Below are 13,290 nucleotides of genomic sequence, written 5' to 3' on the forward strand. Positions count from 1 at the left end.
CTCGGGCCAGTCGCGCCCGCCATTGTCTCTGATGTTCTCTGATATATAGGGCGTTCGCATTGGCAAAAACCATCATTGAGCTGAAGAAGGCGGATTTGACGCTCGGCAACGCCGCCGCATCGGTCCATGTGCTGAAGGGCATCGATCTCACCGTCATAGAGGGTGAGGCCGTCGGTATCGTCGGCCCGTCCGGCTCCGGCAAGTCCACGCTGCTGATGGTGCTGGCCGGCCTCGAAAAGCTCGACAGCGGCGAACTTCTGATCCGCGACACGCCGCTGCACAGCCTGAGCGAAGATCGCATTGCCGATTTCCGCGGCCGCAACATCGGCATCGTCTTCCAGTCCTTCCACCTGATCGCCAATATGACAGCGCTGGAAAACGTCGCCGTGCCGCTGGAGCTTGCCAATGTCCGCGATGCCTTCGACATCGCGCGGCGTGAGCTGGAAGCGGTGGGACTTGGCGAAAGGCTCAATCACTATCCCGGGCAGCTCTCCGGCGGCGAGCAGCAGCGCGTGGCGATCGCCCGCGCACTGGCGCCCTCACCGGCCGTTCTGATCGCCGACGAACCCACGGGCAACCTCGACACCGATACCGGCCGGCAGATCGCCGACCTGCTCTTTGCCCAGCAGGCCGAGCGCGGCACGACCATGCTGCTCGTCACCCACGATCCCGCCCTTGCCGCCCGCTGCTCACGCCAGATCCGCGTCCGCTCCGGCGAGATCGAGAACGACAGCGCCCGCACCCGCACCAGCCAGGCGGCGATTGCATGAGCGCGGCGACATTGCGCCTGCCGCTCGCCTTCCGCCTTGCCCTGCGCGAGTTGCGCGGCGGCCTTGGCGGCTTCTACATCTTCCTCGCCTGCATCGCACTCGGCACCGGCGCGATCGCCGCCGTCAATTCCGTTTCCCGCTCGATCACCGACGCGATCTCGACGCAGGGACAGTCATTGCTGTCAGGCGACGTTCGCTTCGAGCTGCGCAATCGCGAGGCGACGCCGGAGGAGCTGGCCTATCTTCAGGGCCTCGGCAAGCTGTCTCGCTCCACCAATCTGCGCTCCATGTCCCGCCTGCCCGATGGCTCCGATCAGGCACTGGTCGAGGTCAAGGCGGTCGATGACGCCTATCCGCTCTACGGCACCTTCGAGGCCGACCCGAATGAACCGCTCTCGACCCTGCTGGCCGTCAAGGACGGCACCTATGGTGCGGTCGTCGCGCCCTTGCTGCTTGAACGCCTGAACCTGAAGGTTGGCAGCGATCTGCTGCTGGGCAACGCCAAACTGCGCATTACCGGCACCATCACCACTGAGCCGGATGCCGTCTCCGAAGGCTTCGGCTTTGCGCCACGCCTGCTCACCAGCCGGGATGCTCTGACCGCCTCCGGCCTGATTGCGACCGGCAGCCTGGTCGAGCAGGCCTATCGAATTCGCATGGATGATCCGGCCGCCGGCCTGCGCAACATCGGCGACCGCGCCAATGCCGCTTTCCCGCAGGCAGGCTGGTCTATCCGCAGCAGCGACCGCGCCGCGCCGCAGCTTGCCGACAATGTCACCCGCTTCTCGCAGTTCCTGACGCTGGTGGGATTGGCCGCCCTGATCGTCGGCGGCGTCGGCGTTGCCAATGCCGTGCGCGCCTTCCTCGATTCCAAGCGCACGACCATCGCCACCTTCAAATGCCTGGGCGCGCCGGCTTTCGTCGTCGTGCTGATCTATCTGATCCAGATCGCCGTCATCGCGCTCGCGGGCATCATCGTCGGCCTCGTACTCGGCGCCATCGCACCGATGATCGCTTCACAATTCATGGCGGAATTCCTGCCGATTTCCACCGCGCCGCGGCTCTATCCCGGCGCGCTGACGCTGGCTGCGCTCTTCGGCCTTCTGACGACGCTGGCCTTTGCCATTCCGCCACTCGGCCATGCCCGCGAAGTGCCGGCAACGGCGCTGTTCCGCGAGCAGGGCTTCGAGGCGCGCCGCCTGCCCAGCTGGCCCTATCTGCTGGCGGCAGGCGTGCTGATGGCAGCACTTGCGGCTCTGGCGATCGTCACCGCCTATGACCGCTTCATCGCGGTCGTCTTCGTCGTGTCGATCGCCGGGGCTTTCGTCATACTGCGTGTCGTTGCCGCGCTGCTCTCCTGGCTTGCCCGCCGTAGCCCGCGCGTGCGCTCGCCCGCTCTTCGCCTGGCGATCGGCAACATCCACCGGCCGGGTGCGCTGACCTCATCCGTCGTGCTGTCGCTCGGCCTCGGCCTGGCGCTGCTGGTAACGCTGACGCTGATCGACGGCAACATGCGCCGCGAGCTGATGGGCCGCATGAGCGAGCAGGCGCCGAACTTCTTCTTCGTCGATATTCAGGGGCCGGAGCTGGAAGGCTTCCGCAAGATCGTCCTCGACATCGACCCCAAGGGCAAGCTCGTCGAGGCACCGATGCTTCGCGGCCGGATCGTTGCCTTCAACGGCGAGGATGTCACCAAGATGAAGGTGCCGGCGGCAGGCCAATGGGTCTTGCGCGGCGATCGCGGCATCACCTATGCCGAAACCATCCCGGAAAACGCCTCGGTCACGGAGGGCAAATGGTGGGACAAGGATTATAGCGGCGAGCCGCTGGTCTCCTTCTCCGAAGAGGAAGGCAAGGCGCTCGGCCTGAAGCTCGGCGACAAGGTCACCGTCAACGTGCTCGGCCGCAACGTCACCGCCAGGATCGCCAGCTTCCGCAAGGTTCAATGGCAGTCGCTGTCGATCAATTTCGTGATGATCTTCTCGCCCAATACCTTCAAGGGTGCACCGCATGCCTGGCTCGCAACGCTGACCGACACATCCGCCACCTCGGAGCAGGAAGCTGCGATCCTCCGGAAAGTCACCAATACCTACCCGACCATAACAAGCGTCCGCGTCAAGGATGCGCTCGATGTCGTCAACACGCTTGTCGGACAGCTGGCAACAGCCATCCGCTCCGCCGCGTCGGTGGCGCTGATCGCCTCTGTTCTGGTGCTGGCCGGCGCGCTTGCAGCCGGCAACCGCGCCCGCACGCATGACGCGGTCATCCTCAAGACGCTCGGCGCGACGCGGGCGACGTTGATCCGCGCCTTCAGCTACGAATATCTGATTTTGGGTGCCGCAACCGCCGTATTCGCACTGATCGCCGGCGCCGCGTCCGCCTGGTATATCGTCAGCCGCATCATGCACCTGCCTTCCGCCTTCCTGCCCGATGTCGCCTTCTCCACGCTTGTCATCGCCCTTATTTTGACAGTTGGGATCGGGCTGATCGGCACTTGGCGGATTCTCGGGCAGAAAGCAGCGCCCGTTCTGCGCGAACTCTGATTCGTCTTTGCGCATTAACCGAACGCGATGAATCGGTACGATATTACGCCGATTTAACATGGGGCCGATCGCTAGACCCTTGTCTATGAGGCCCGAAAGCCTCATATTCTGTGCAGGCATGCTGAGCTCCGCAGCGGCGCCTGGGCCTTCAAAGACCCGACACCGTACTCACATCGGAGCTTGAAAGAGGAAAACATGGCTGACTTTCGCAATTACCAAAACCGGGCGCAGAGCGGTGCGCAATCCGGTGCGATGATAGACGAAGGCCTTCGAGCCTACATGCTCAAGGTCTATAACCTGATGGCGCTGGGTCTGGCGATCACGGGTGTTGCCGCCTATCTCTCCTTCTCGCTCGCTTTCGCAAACGGACAGATCACGGCCTTCGGCCAGGCGATCTATCTGAGCCCGCTGAAGTGGGTGGTCATCCTTGCCCCGCTGGCAATGGTTTTCTTCCTGAGCTTCAGGATTAACCGCATGAGCGTGGCCGCCGCGACGACGACCTTCTGGGTCTACGCCGCGCTGGTGGGCCTGTCGCTGTCATCGATCTTCATCATCTACACCGGCCAGAGCGTCGTGCAGACCTTCTTCGTGACCGCCGCCTCCTTCGGCGCGCTGTCGCTGTTCGGCTACACGACGAAGCGTGACCTCTCGGCGATGGGCTCGTTCCTGATGATGGGTCTCTTCGGCCTGATCATCGCTTCGCTGGTCAACATCTTCCTGGCTTCGTCCGCCCTGCAGTTCGCGATCTCCGTGATCGGCGTCCTGATCTTCGCAGGCCTCACCGCCTACGACACGCAGCGGATCAAGGAAATGTACTATACCGCCGACGATGCGACGGTCGCCGGCCGCAAGGCGATCATGGGCGCCCTTTCGCTCTACCTCGACTTCATCAACCTGTTCATGTTCCTGCTGCAATTCATGGGCAATCGCCGTTAATCGCGCAGCATGAATTAAGAAATGGAAAGGCGGCTTCGGCCGCCTTTTTTATTTGCCTGGCCGCAGGCCCTGCGATTTGATAGCTGCCGTCACATCCAGCAAGTCAGGCAACAAGAAGCAGATGTCCGTCAGCCTCCGCAGCGCTACCAGAGACGACCTTTCCCACATCACGGCAATCTATCGCGACTCCGTCCTCAACGGTACGGCAAGCTACGAGATCACGCCGCCAAGCCAGGAGGAGATGGCCGCCCGCTTCCTGGCGATCCAGGAAAAGGCCTATCCCTATCTGGTCGCCGAAGACGATGCCGGCACCTTTCTCGGCTATGCCTATGCCTCCTCGTTCCGCACGCGGCCAGCCTATCGCTGGATGGTGGAGGACTCGATCTATCTAGCGCCGGAGGCCCGCGGTCGCGGCATCGGCAGGCTGCTGCTCGATGCACTCGTCGAAAGCTGTCAGACACTCGGCTTCCGCCAGATGATCGCCGTCATCGGCGGCGCCCATCCGGCCTCCGTCGCCGTGCATCGGGCCGCGGGCTTTACCGAAGTCGGGCTCTTGAAGGGCACCGGCTACAAGCATGGCCGCTGGCTGGATACCATGCTGATGCAGAAGGCGCTGGGCGAAGGAAACGGCACCGATCCGGACCCGTCGGTCTATCCGGGGACGTTGTTTGGGGGCTAAAGCGAGTTTCGCGCATGCCGCGCCTCTGATACCCCCCTCTGTCGCTACCGCGACATCTCCCCCACAAGGAGGGAGATTGGTAGCTTGCGGCAACCTTCCGGCTCAAACCAACATCGCGGCCGCAGAAAGTACAGCCTATTGTTTCACAGGGAAAGTTCGGCGCACTCCCAACGATCTCCCCCTTGTGGGGAGATGTCCCGATAGGGACAGAGGGGGGTGCCTCACCATCCTCATCCCAGTTGAGAAGAATTATTTCTCCACCAGCTTCAGCTGCTTGTCGAAAACCTTCAGCACCTGCTGCAGATCGTGGCCGCGCTTCAGGATCATGCCGTTGGTGTTCACGACGGAAAAGGCGCCCTGCTTGGCCGCAAGTTTCGGATTCTTTTCGATGCGGAAGAGCGGCATCTCGCCGGAGCGCTTGAAGACGGAGAAAACCGCCTTCTCCTTCAAATGGTCGATCGCGTAGTCACGCCACTCGCCCTCGCCGACCATGCGGCCATAGATCCAGAGAATCGCATCCAGCTCCCGGCGATGGAAGGTCACCGGCAGCGGGTCCTTGCTCTGTTTGTATTCCCTGAGATCGACGACGACGGAGGAACTGGTATCGGTGGAGCGGCTTTCGCCGTGTCGCAAATCCGGCTGATCAGTCATCAATCCCCCAGGGGCTATCTCATGACAGGAGAATGACAGTTTGCCTCAGCCGCATCAAATTGCAAGACGGCTGACGGCTCACAATTTCTTTCCCGGGTCTCAAAGCACCTCGTCAGTGCCGCATTTCAGCCAAAACGACGCCCAATTTACAGGAAGTATAGAGGGCCGTTTGACGCCGCCGCGTCAAACGGCCCGGCCGGGGCGCATCGATTAAACCCCAGCCCCGAATGCGTCCTCGCCGGGCACCTCCCCTTTTTGGCGCCAGCCAGAATAGAGAGCCTTTTCGACCAAAGCCAAATGGATAACTCCCAGCAAAGCTGGAAAAGCCGTTCAGCCGTCAGAACCGACCGTCAGAACCGTCGCCCCGAGAATGGCGGCGGGATCGCCCGAAGGCGTCGACGATTGCAGGAGAATCGCAAGACCTCTGCGGCCAGCCTTATCGAGCACGGTGGAGGGCAGCACGAGGCTCATGGCCTTGCCGTCCCACATGCCGACGGTCTCGACATCGGACACCGCGTGCATGTAGGCGATCTGCTGGCCGGTGTTTTCCCCACCCTTCGGGGCCACCATCTGCTCCTTGTCGAAATAGACGGCAACGACATTGGCCTTGCCCTGTCCGGCGCCGATCTTGATCTCGAGCTCGTCGCCCTTCATGGCGGCATTCACCGGAACCGTCAGCCCTTCGCCAAGGCGTTGAAAGTCATCGAGCTTGACGTTGATGGCATTGAGATCGGCTCCGTTCATATGGTCCCTGCCATTGACGATCGCCTGCGGCGTATAGACCCCGCTGCGGCCCATCGTCCGGGCATAGGCATACTGGCGCGCCGTATTGTCCTTGGACGCCATGGTATCGTTCCAGCCGAGATAATTCCAATAGTCGACATGATAGGCGAGCGCCACCACATTGCCCTGGCGGATCAGCTTGCGGAATGCCGCATCGGCCGGGGGACAGGAGGCGCAGCCCTGCGAGGTGAAGAGTTCGACCACGCCCTTGATCTTCGTGGCTTCCTGCGCATGCAGCGAACTTGCGAGCGCAATGCCTGCCAGAAGTGAAACCGAAAATCGAAGGCGCATTTCTATCTTACCTCTGCATCAAATCCCGCGAGCCTTCTGCCCACACAGGCTCCGAAACACTCATCCTTGTTGAGCGACCATGCTCACATCAAGCCTGAAAAACCTGAAACAAGAGATAATAGTTTAGTGCGATGACGCAAAGTCACGAAGGGGTGAGGCCGTGGTGAGCCTGAGGGCCTGCCGTACACATCACCGTGAAAAACAAGAGGCCGCCGGAAGAGTTTTCCGGCGGCCTCCAGGAATGGCGTTAAAAACCTATCAGGCAGCGAGATCGCGCAGAACAGTCTGCAGGATGCCGCCATTGTTGACGTAGACGACCTCATCCAGCGTATCGATACGGCAGATGATCGGGATATCGCGAACCGTGCCGTCGCCGTAGGTGACCTTGGCGATCTTGCGCTCGCGCGGCTTGATATCAGCCAGGCCTTCGATCGTCACGAGCTCGTCACCCTTCAAGCCGAGGCTTGCCCAGGTGGTGCCCTCTTCGAAGACAAAGGGGATGACGCCCATGCCGACCAGGTTCGAGCGGTGAATACGCTCGAAGGACTGGGCGATCACGGCGCGCACGCCGAGCAGGTTCGTGCCCTTGGCAGCCCAGTCGCGCGACGAGCCGTTGCCGTATTCGACACCTGCGAAGATGACGAGCGGAACGCCCTCGGCCTTGTACTGCATGGCCGCATCGTAGATCGACGTCTCTTCCTTGGACGGATAGTGGATGGTGTAGCCACCTTCCTTGCCATTCGGGCCGAGCATGTGATTGCGGATGCGGATGTTGGCAAAGGTGCCGCGCATCATGACTTCATGATTGCCGCGGCGCGTGCCGTACTGGTTGAAGTCGGCAACGCCGACGCCATGGCCGATGAGGTAGGAACCGGCCGGCGAGGCAGCCTTGATCGAACCGGCCGGCGAAATGTGGTCGGTGGTGATCTTGTCGCCGAAGAGGCCGAGAACGCGAGCGCCCTTGATGTCGGAAACGCCGGCGCCCTTCTTGCCCATACCCACGAAGTAAGGCGGGTTCTGCACGTAGGTCGAGTTGTCGTCCCAGGCATAGGTCTGGCCCGGAGGAACCTGCACGGCCTGCCAGTTGGCGTCGCCCTTGAAGACGTCGGCATACTTGCTCTCGTAGAGCTCGCGCGTGACGTACTTCTGGATGAACTCCTGAACCTCATGCGAGGTCGGCCAGATGTCCTTGAGGTAGACCGGCTTGCCGTTCTGGTCCTCGCCGATCGGCTCCTTCGTCAGGTCGAGCTGCACCGAGCCGGCGAGCGCGTAAGCGACGACGAGCGGCGGCGAAGCCAGGTAGTTTGCCTGGACGTCAGGCGAAATACGGCCTTCGAAGTTGCGATTGCCCGAGAGCACGCCCGATACGATCAGGCCCTTGTCGTTGATCGTCTTGGAGATCGGCGCCGGCAGCGGGCCGGAGTTGCCGATGCAGGTGGTGCAGCCGAAGCCGACCAGGTTGAAGCCGAGCTTGTCGAGGTCGGCCTGCAGGCCGGACTTGGCGAGGTATTCGCCGACGACTTGGCTTCCCGGTGCCAGCGATGTCTTGACCCACGGCTTGGTCTTCAGGCCCTTGGCAACGGCGTTGCGGGCGAGAAGGCCGGCAGCGATCAGCACCGAGGGGTTGGAGGTGTTGGTGCAGGAGGTGATGGCAGCAATGGCAACGTCGCCATGGCCGATATCGAAATCCGTGCCTTCGACCGCATAGCGGTTGGAGAGCTGGCCGGGCTTCTTGTATTCGGTTTCCAGCGAGGTGGCGAAGCCGGAAGCGATGTTTTCCAGCGCGATACGGCCTTCCGGACGCTTCGGACCAGCCATCGACGGCACGACGTCGCCGAGGTCGAGTTCCAGCGTGTCGGTGAAGACGAGGTCGGAACCGTCATTGTCGCGCCACATCCCTTGAGCCTTGGAATAGGCTTCGACGAGCGCGATACGGTCCTTGGTGCGACCGGACATGTTGAGGTAGTGCAGCGTTTCCTTGTCGACCGGGAAGAAGCCGCAGGTCGCGCCATATTCCGGACCCATGTTGCCGATGGTGGCGCGGTCGGCGAGCGGCATGTTGTCGAGGCCGGGGCCGAAGAATTCGACGAACTTGGAAACAACGCCCTTCTTGCGCAGCATCTGCACGACGGTCAGCACGAGGTCGGTCGCGGTGACGCCTTCCTTGAGCTTGCCGGTCAGCTTGAAGCCGATGACCTCAGGCAGCAGCATGGAGACCGGCTGGCCGAGCATCGCGGCTTCAGCCTCGATGCCGCCGACGCCCCAGCCGAGAACGCCGAGACCGTTGATCATCGTCGTGTGCGAATCGGTGCCGACGCAGGTGTCGGGATAAGCGATCGTTTCGCCGTCTTCTTCCTTCGTCCAGACGGTCTGGCCGAGATATTCGAGGTTCACCTGATGACAGATGCCGGTGCCGGGGGGAACGACGCGGAAGTTCTTGAATGCCTGCTGGCCCCACTTCAGGAAGCGGTAGCGCTCGCCGTTGCGCTGGTATTCCAGCTCGACGTTCTTGGCAAAAGCCTGCGGCGTGCCGAATTCGTCGACGATGACCGAGTGGTCGATGACGAGGTCGACGGGAACGAGCGGGTTGATCTTTTCCGGATCGCCGCCGAGCGAGACCATCGCGTCGCGCATGGCAGCAAGGTCGACAACGGCCGGAACGCCGGTGAAGTCCTGCATCAGCACGCGCGCCGGGCGATAGGCGATTTCGTTCTCGACGGTGCCCTTGTTCGTCAGCCATTCGGCGACGGCAAGGATATGGTCCTTGGTGACCGACTGCCCGTCTTCAAAACGCAGCAGGTTTTCCAGAAGTACCTTCATGGAATAAGGCAGCTTGGAAACGCCGGAAAGACCATTCGCCTCAGCCTTGGGCAGGCTGAAATAGACATAGTCTTTCCCGCCGACGGTCAGCGTGGAACGACAATTAAAACTGTCAAGAGATTTAGACACGAGATACCCCGTTTCTGATAGCCAACACAGTCGTGCGAACGCCTATGCACTTTATGCACATCAGGATGCGGGTACGGCCATTTCCGCTGTCCGCACGTAAGGTAAAATACCTTAAGTTCGGCGCAAGGATGAAATTCACGCCGACCGCTGGCGTGGTTGCAGGTCTTATAGATAATTTCGTAAAGACTTGCCAGAGTGACAAGATGCAAATTTGGACAATTTTTTGCGCACTGCGGCAAAGACAATAGGGAAAGCCTGAGCGAATGCATCTAAGCGCTGAAAATCTGGCGGCAAGGCGAAGCGAAGACCTGATTTTCTTGAATGTTTCCTTCAACTTGGCAGGTGGCGACGCCCTCGTTCTGACGGGCCGCAACGGGTCGGGAAAATCGACGCTTCTGCGCGTTGTGGCGGGCCTTCTCAGGCCGGAAAAGGGCCGTGTCACATTCACCGGAAACGATGGCGAATCCGGCCGGCCGGCCGGCGAAGCCAGCCACTATCTCGGCCACCGCAATGCGATGAAATCCGAGTTGACAGTCGCGGAAAATCTGACCTTCTGGAAAACCTTCCTCGGCGACATGGCTGATGGCTTCGGTCTGGATGTCGATGAAGCCGTCGATGCCGTCGGACTTGCCGGCATCGCCCACCTGCCCTTCGGCTACCTCTCCGCCGGCCAGCAGCGGCGAATCGCTTTCGCCAAACTTTTGGTCGCCCACCGCCCCATCTGGATCCTCGACGAGCCGACGGCAGCACTCGACAGCTCCGCCGACCAGCTTTTCGCCGACCTCATCACCGCGCATCAGAAGAGCGGCGGCATCGTTCTTGCTGCGACGCACCAGCCGCTGGGATTGGAGAAGGTGCAGGAGATGAGGATGACGCGGTTTGCCGGGGTAAGTGAGGGGGTGTGGGGATGAAGCAGACAATGCGGAATTTACCGAACCCTCGCTACCCTCTTCTTGCCATGAACGTAAGCGACGGCCTCCTCACAGAGCGCTCATCGCTTTGCGATGAGTTACCCCCCTCTGTCATTATCGTGACATCTCCCCCTCAAGGGGGGAGATCATGGACGGCAGCACCCTGCCCCAAGCAATTTCCATATGATCTGCAAATACAGGAAGGCTTTGTTTGGCTTCGAGTGCACAACGAATTGCCGACCTCCCCCCTTGTGGGGGAGATACCCCAAAGGGGCAGAGGGGGGTGGCGGGAAGCAAACGCTTCTCGCGCCTGGAGCCAGGCGAAAGGCAATTCCCCGATTCACTTTGAAAGCCGCACCCCATGACCGCCCTCCTCCTCCGCGACCTCAGACTTTCGGTACGCGCCGGCGGCGGGGCGCTGATCGGCATCCTCTTCTTCCTCACCGTCGTCGCCGTCATCCCCTTCGGCGTCGGGCCTGACCTGAAGCTTCTCTCGCGCATCGGCCCAGCCATCGTCTGGATCGGCGCGCTGCTTGCAAGCCTCCTCGGCCTCGACCGGCTGTTCCAGGCTGAACGTGACGACGGTTCGCTCGATCTGCTCGTCATGCAGGAAACACCGCTGGTGCTGACGGTCTTCATCAAATGCACAGCACATTGGGTGGCAACCGGCCTGCCCCTCGTCATCGCCTCACCGCTGCTCGGCCTCTTTATGAATATGAACGAGACGGCAATCGGTGCCACAGCACTGACCCTGCTCGTCGGCTCGCCGGCGATCACCTTCATAGGCGCGGTGGGTGCCGCCGTCGCCGTGGCGCTGCCGCGCGGCGGGCTGTTGGTCTCCATTCTCGTGCTGCCGCTGACCATTCCCGTGCTGATCTTCGGCGTCAGCGCGACCTATGCCGCCGTCGAAGGGCCTCAGCCCTTCCTGCCGCCATTCCTGATCCTGATCGCGCTAACTCTATTCTTTGCCGTCCTCGGCCCGGCCGCGGCCGCCCTTGCCTTGCGGAACACGACTGATTGATCAGAGCAATTCCGGGAAAAGTGGGAAGCAGTTTTCTGTCCGGAATTGCATGAATACAAAAGGGTAGAGTCTTTTCGCGTTTCGAAGAAAAGCGGAAAGGCTCTAACGGAGATACTGTTTCGTCCATCTGAGACAATGCGGTCGATTGCCGGAAAAGCCATATCGGGTTAAACAAGCCGCATGAGCGATATCAGCCCTGCGATCAGCCGATTTTCCGACCTCGCCAACCCCACGCGGTTTCTGGCTTTTTCGACGCGTCTCATTCCCTGGCTGGCCGTCATCTCGGCCATACTTTTCGCAATCGGCCTCTATCTGTCCTTTACGACCGAGGGCGATTACCAGCAGGGCGACACCGTCCGCATCATGTATATCCACGTTCCCGCCGCCTGGCTGTCGATGATGTGCTATACGATCATGAGCATGTCGGCGATCGGCACGCTGGTCTGGCGCCATCCGCTCGCCGATGTCGCCGGCAAGACGGCAGCCCCGCTCGGCGCCGCCTTTACGCTAATCGCGCTGGTGACAGGATCCCTCTGGGGCAAGCCGATGTGGGGCACCTATTGGGTCTGGGATGCGCGCCTGACCTCGGTCTTCATCCTCTTCTTGATGTATCTCGGCCTGATCGCGCTCAACCGCGCCATGGACGATCCGTCGAAGGCGGCCCGCGTCGCCTCGATCCTGACGCTGGTCGGCTTCATCAATATCCCGATCATCAAGTTTTCCGTGGACTGGTGGAACACACTGCATCAGTCGGAAAGCATCATGCGCATGGATGGCCCGGCCATCGACGCGGAATTCCTCTGGCCGCTTTTCACCATGGCGCTCGCCTTCACGCTGCTGTTCTTCACGCTGCACCTGATGGCGATCCGCAATGAGATCTGGCGCCGCCGCATCGCCACGCAGCGCCGCATGGCCGCGCGCATGGCAGGCCGGGAGGAATAGCATGTCGCATCCCTTCTACGTTTTCGGCTCCTATGGCTTTGCCGCCTTCATAATCCTCGCGATCATCGCCTGGATCTGGATCGACGGACGCCTGCGCCGCCGCGAGCTCGCTGCATTGGAAGCCTCCGGCATCCGCCGCCGCTCGCAGCGCCCGCCCGAGAGCGATACGAAATGACTGCCGATACCGACAATAAGGATCAGCCGAAATCAGGCGCCACAGCGCGTTATCTATTCGCGCTGATCCCGCTCATCGTCTTTGCCTGCATCGCCCTTGCCGTCGGCAAGGTCATGTATGACCAGGAAGTACACGGCACTGACATTTCGGCCATTCCCTCGGCCCTGATCGGCACCAAGGCGCCGAAGCTCGCCCTGCCGCCGCTTGCAGGCTCCAACCTGCCGGCGCTGAGCGATGACGCCATCAAGGACAAGCTGACGCTCGTCAACGTCTTCGCCTCCTGGTGCATTCCCTGCCGCGACGAGCATCCGGTGCTGAAGGAACTCGCCAAGAGCGGCCAGCTCAACATCGTGGCGATCAATTACAAGGACACGAGCGAGAACGCACTGCGCTTCCTCGGCGAACTCGGCAATCCCTACAACGCCATCGGCATCGACCCCAACGGCTCCGCCGCCATCGACTGGGGCGTCTACGGCATCCCGGAATCCTATCTCGTCTCGCCTGACGGCACGATCCTCTACAAGCAGGTCGGCCCCTTCACGCCGACCAGCCTGAAGGAAGGGCTCTATCCGGCCATAGCGAAGGCGCAAGGGAAGCCTGCGTCCTAGACTCCTCGCTTCATCGAAGAGCAACCACCCG

At 61.5% G+C, this 13,290-nt stretch carries 12 protein-coding genes; 9 read left to right on the forward strand and 3 right to left on the reverse strand.

Annotated features, from left to right (window positions below; all coding sequences use genetic code 11):
• The first annotated feature begins 59 nt into the window (after positions 1-59).
• The 4 genes from ABOK31_RS14810 (at position 60) to ABOK31_RS14825 (ending at position 4,928) form a co-directional block, all read left to right on the forward strand.
• A complete protein-coding gene (locus ABOK31_RS14810; RefSeq protein WP_349956503.1) occupies positions 60-770 on the forward strand; it encodes an ABC transporter ATP-binding protein in 711 nt (236 codons plus the stop codon).
• The gene (locus tag ABOK31_RS14815) at positions 767-3,313 is read left to right on the forward strand and encodes an ABC transporter permease (RefSeq protein WP_349956504.1); all 2,547 of its coding nucleotides are present in this window, start codon (positions 767-769) and stop codon (positions 3,311-3,313) included. The genes ABOK31_RS14810 and ABOK31_RS14815 overlap by 4 nt, the downstream gene beginning before the upstream one ends.
• A 195-nt stretch (positions 3,314-3,508) precedes the next feature.
• Complete coding sequence (locus tag ABOK31_RS14820) at positions 3,509-4,249, forward strand: Bax inhibitor-1/YccA family protein (RefSeq protein ID WP_174178102.1); 741 nt, start codon at positions 3,509-3,511, stop codon at positions 4,247-4,249.
• A gap of 121 nt (positions 4,250-4,370) precedes the next feature.
• On the forward strand, positions 4,371-4,928 hold the full coding sequence (locus ABOK31_RS14825) for an N-acetyltransferase family protein (RefSeq protein ID WP_349956505.1): 558 nt from the start codon (positions 4,371-4,373) through the stop codon (positions 4,926-4,928).
• 249 nt (positions 4,929-5,177) lie between these two features.
• On the opposite strand, the gene ABOK31_RS14830 is transcribed toward ABOK31_RS14825, so the two are convergent.
• The 3 genes from ABOK31_RS14830 to acnA all read right to left on the reverse strand — a co-directional run bounded on the left by ABOK31_RS14830 (position 5,178) and on the right by acnA (position 9,602).
• Positions 5,178-5,579: a DUF2794 domain-containing protein gene (locus ABOK31_RS14830; protein ID WP_349956506.1), complete on the reverse strand. Its 402-nt coding sequence runs from the start codon at positions 5,577-5,579 to the stop codon at positions 5,178-5,180.
• Positions 5,580-5,909: 330 nt separating this feature from the next.
• Positions 5,910-6,653, reverse strand: a complete 744-nt coding sequence (locus ABOK31_RS14835) for a thioredoxin family protein (RefSeq protein ID WP_174178108.1) — start codon at positions 6,651-6,653, stop codon at positions 5,910-5,912.
• Between the two features lie 258 nt (positions 6,654-6,911).
• A complete protein-coding gene (acnA, locus tag ABOK31_RS14840; protein ID WP_174178111.1) occupies positions 6,912-9,602 on the reverse strand; it encodes an aconitate hydratase AcnA in 2,691 nt (896 codons plus the stop codon).
• A 263-nt stretch (positions 9,603-9,865) separates the two neighbouring features.
• On the opposite strand from acnA, the gene ccmA reads away from it, so the two are divergent.
• The 5 genes from ccmA to ABOK31_RS14865 all read left to right on the forward strand — a co-directional run bounded on the left by ccmA (position 9,866) and on the right by ABOK31_RS14865 (position 13,259).
• The gene (gene ccmA / locus ABOK31_RS14845; protein ID WP_349956507.1) at positions 9,866-10,513 is read left to right on the forward strand and encodes a heme ABC exporter ATP-binding protein CcmA; all 648 of its coding nucleotides are present in this window, start codon (positions 9,866-9,868) and stop codon (positions 10,511-10,513) included.
• 361 nt (positions 10,514-10,874) lie between these two features.
• Positions 10,875-11,534 carry a heme exporter protein CcmB gene (ccmB, locus tag ABOK31_RS14850; protein WP_349956508.1) on the forward strand — a complete coding sequence of 220 codons (660 nt, stop codon included), beginning with the start codon at positions 10,875-10,877 and terminating at the stop codon, positions 11,532-11,534.
• Between the two features lie 180 nt (positions 11,535-11,714).
• Positions 11,715-12,476 carry a heme ABC transporter permease gene (locus ABOK31_RS14855; RefSeq protein ID WP_349956509.1) on the forward strand — a complete coding sequence of 254 codons (762 nt, stop codon included), beginning with the start codon at positions 11,715-11,717 and terminating at the stop codon, positions 12,474-12,476.
• Between the two features lies 1 nt (position 12,477).
• Entirely contained in the window at positions 12,478-12,651 is a 174-nt protein-coding gene (ccmD, locus tag ABOK31_RS14860; RefSeq protein WP_174178119.1) for a heme exporter protein CcmD, read from the forward strand.
• The gene (locus ABOK31_RS14865; protein WP_349956510.1) at positions 12,648-13,259 is read left to right on the forward strand and encodes a DsbE family thiol:disulfide interchange protein; all 612 of its coding nucleotides are present in this window, start codon (positions 12,648-12,650) and stop codon (positions 13,257-13,259) included. Before ccmD ends, ABOK31_RS14865 begins: the two co-directional genes overlap by 4 nt.
• Positions 13,260-13,290 lie beyond the last annotated feature (31 nt).

This window comes from Rhizobium sp. ZPR4 (assembly GCF_040215725.1).
GTDB classification, from domain to species: domain Bacteria; phylum Pseudomonadota; class Alphaproteobacteria; order Rhizobiales; family Rhizobiaceae; genus Rhizobium; species Rhizobium rhizogenes_D.

Excerpts from the sequence above, each read along its gene's own strand:
- ABOK31_RS14820 (WP_174178102.1), top strand. The coding sequence starts at position 3,509 with ATGGCTGACTTTCGCAATTACCAAAACCGGGCGCAGAGCGGTGCGCAA.
- ABOK31_RS14865 (WP_349956510.1), top strand. The coding sequence starts at position 12,648 with ATGACTGCCGATACCGACAATAAGGATCAGCCGAAATCAGGCGCCACA.
- ABOK31_RS14825 (WP_349956505.1), top strand. The coding sequence starts at position 4,371 with ATGTCCGTCAGCCTCCGCAGCGCTACCAGAGACGACCTTTCCCACATC.
- ccmB (WP_349956508.1), top strand. The coding sequence starts at position 10,875 with ATGACCGCCCTCCTCCTCCGCGACCTCAGACTTTCGGTACGCGCCGGC.
- ABOK31_RS14815 (WP_349956504.1), top strand. The coding sequence starts at position 767 with ATGAGCGCGGCGACATTGCGCCTGCCGCTCGCCTTCCGCCTTGCCCTG.
- ABOK31_RS14855 (WP_349956509.1), top strand. The coding sequence starts at position 11,715 with ATGAGCGATATCAGCCCTGCGATCAGCCGATTTTCCGACCTCGCCAAC.
- ccmD (WP_174178119.1), top strand. The coding sequence starts at position 12,478 with ATGTCGCATCCCTTCTACGTTTTCGGCTCCTATGGCTTTGCCGCCTTC.
- ccmA (WP_349956507.1), top strand. The coding sequence starts at position 9,866 with ATGCATCTAAGCGCTGAAAATCTGGCGGCAAGGCGAAGCGAAGACCTG.
- ABOK31_RS14830 (WP_349956506.1), bottom strand. The coding sequence starts at position 5,579 with ATGACTGATCAGCCGGATTTGCGACACGGCGAAAGCCGCTCCACCGAT.
- ABOK31_RS14835 (WP_174178108.1), bottom strand. The coding sequence starts at position 6,653 with ATGCGCCTTCGATTTTCGGTTTCACTTCTGGCAGGCATTGCGCTCGCA.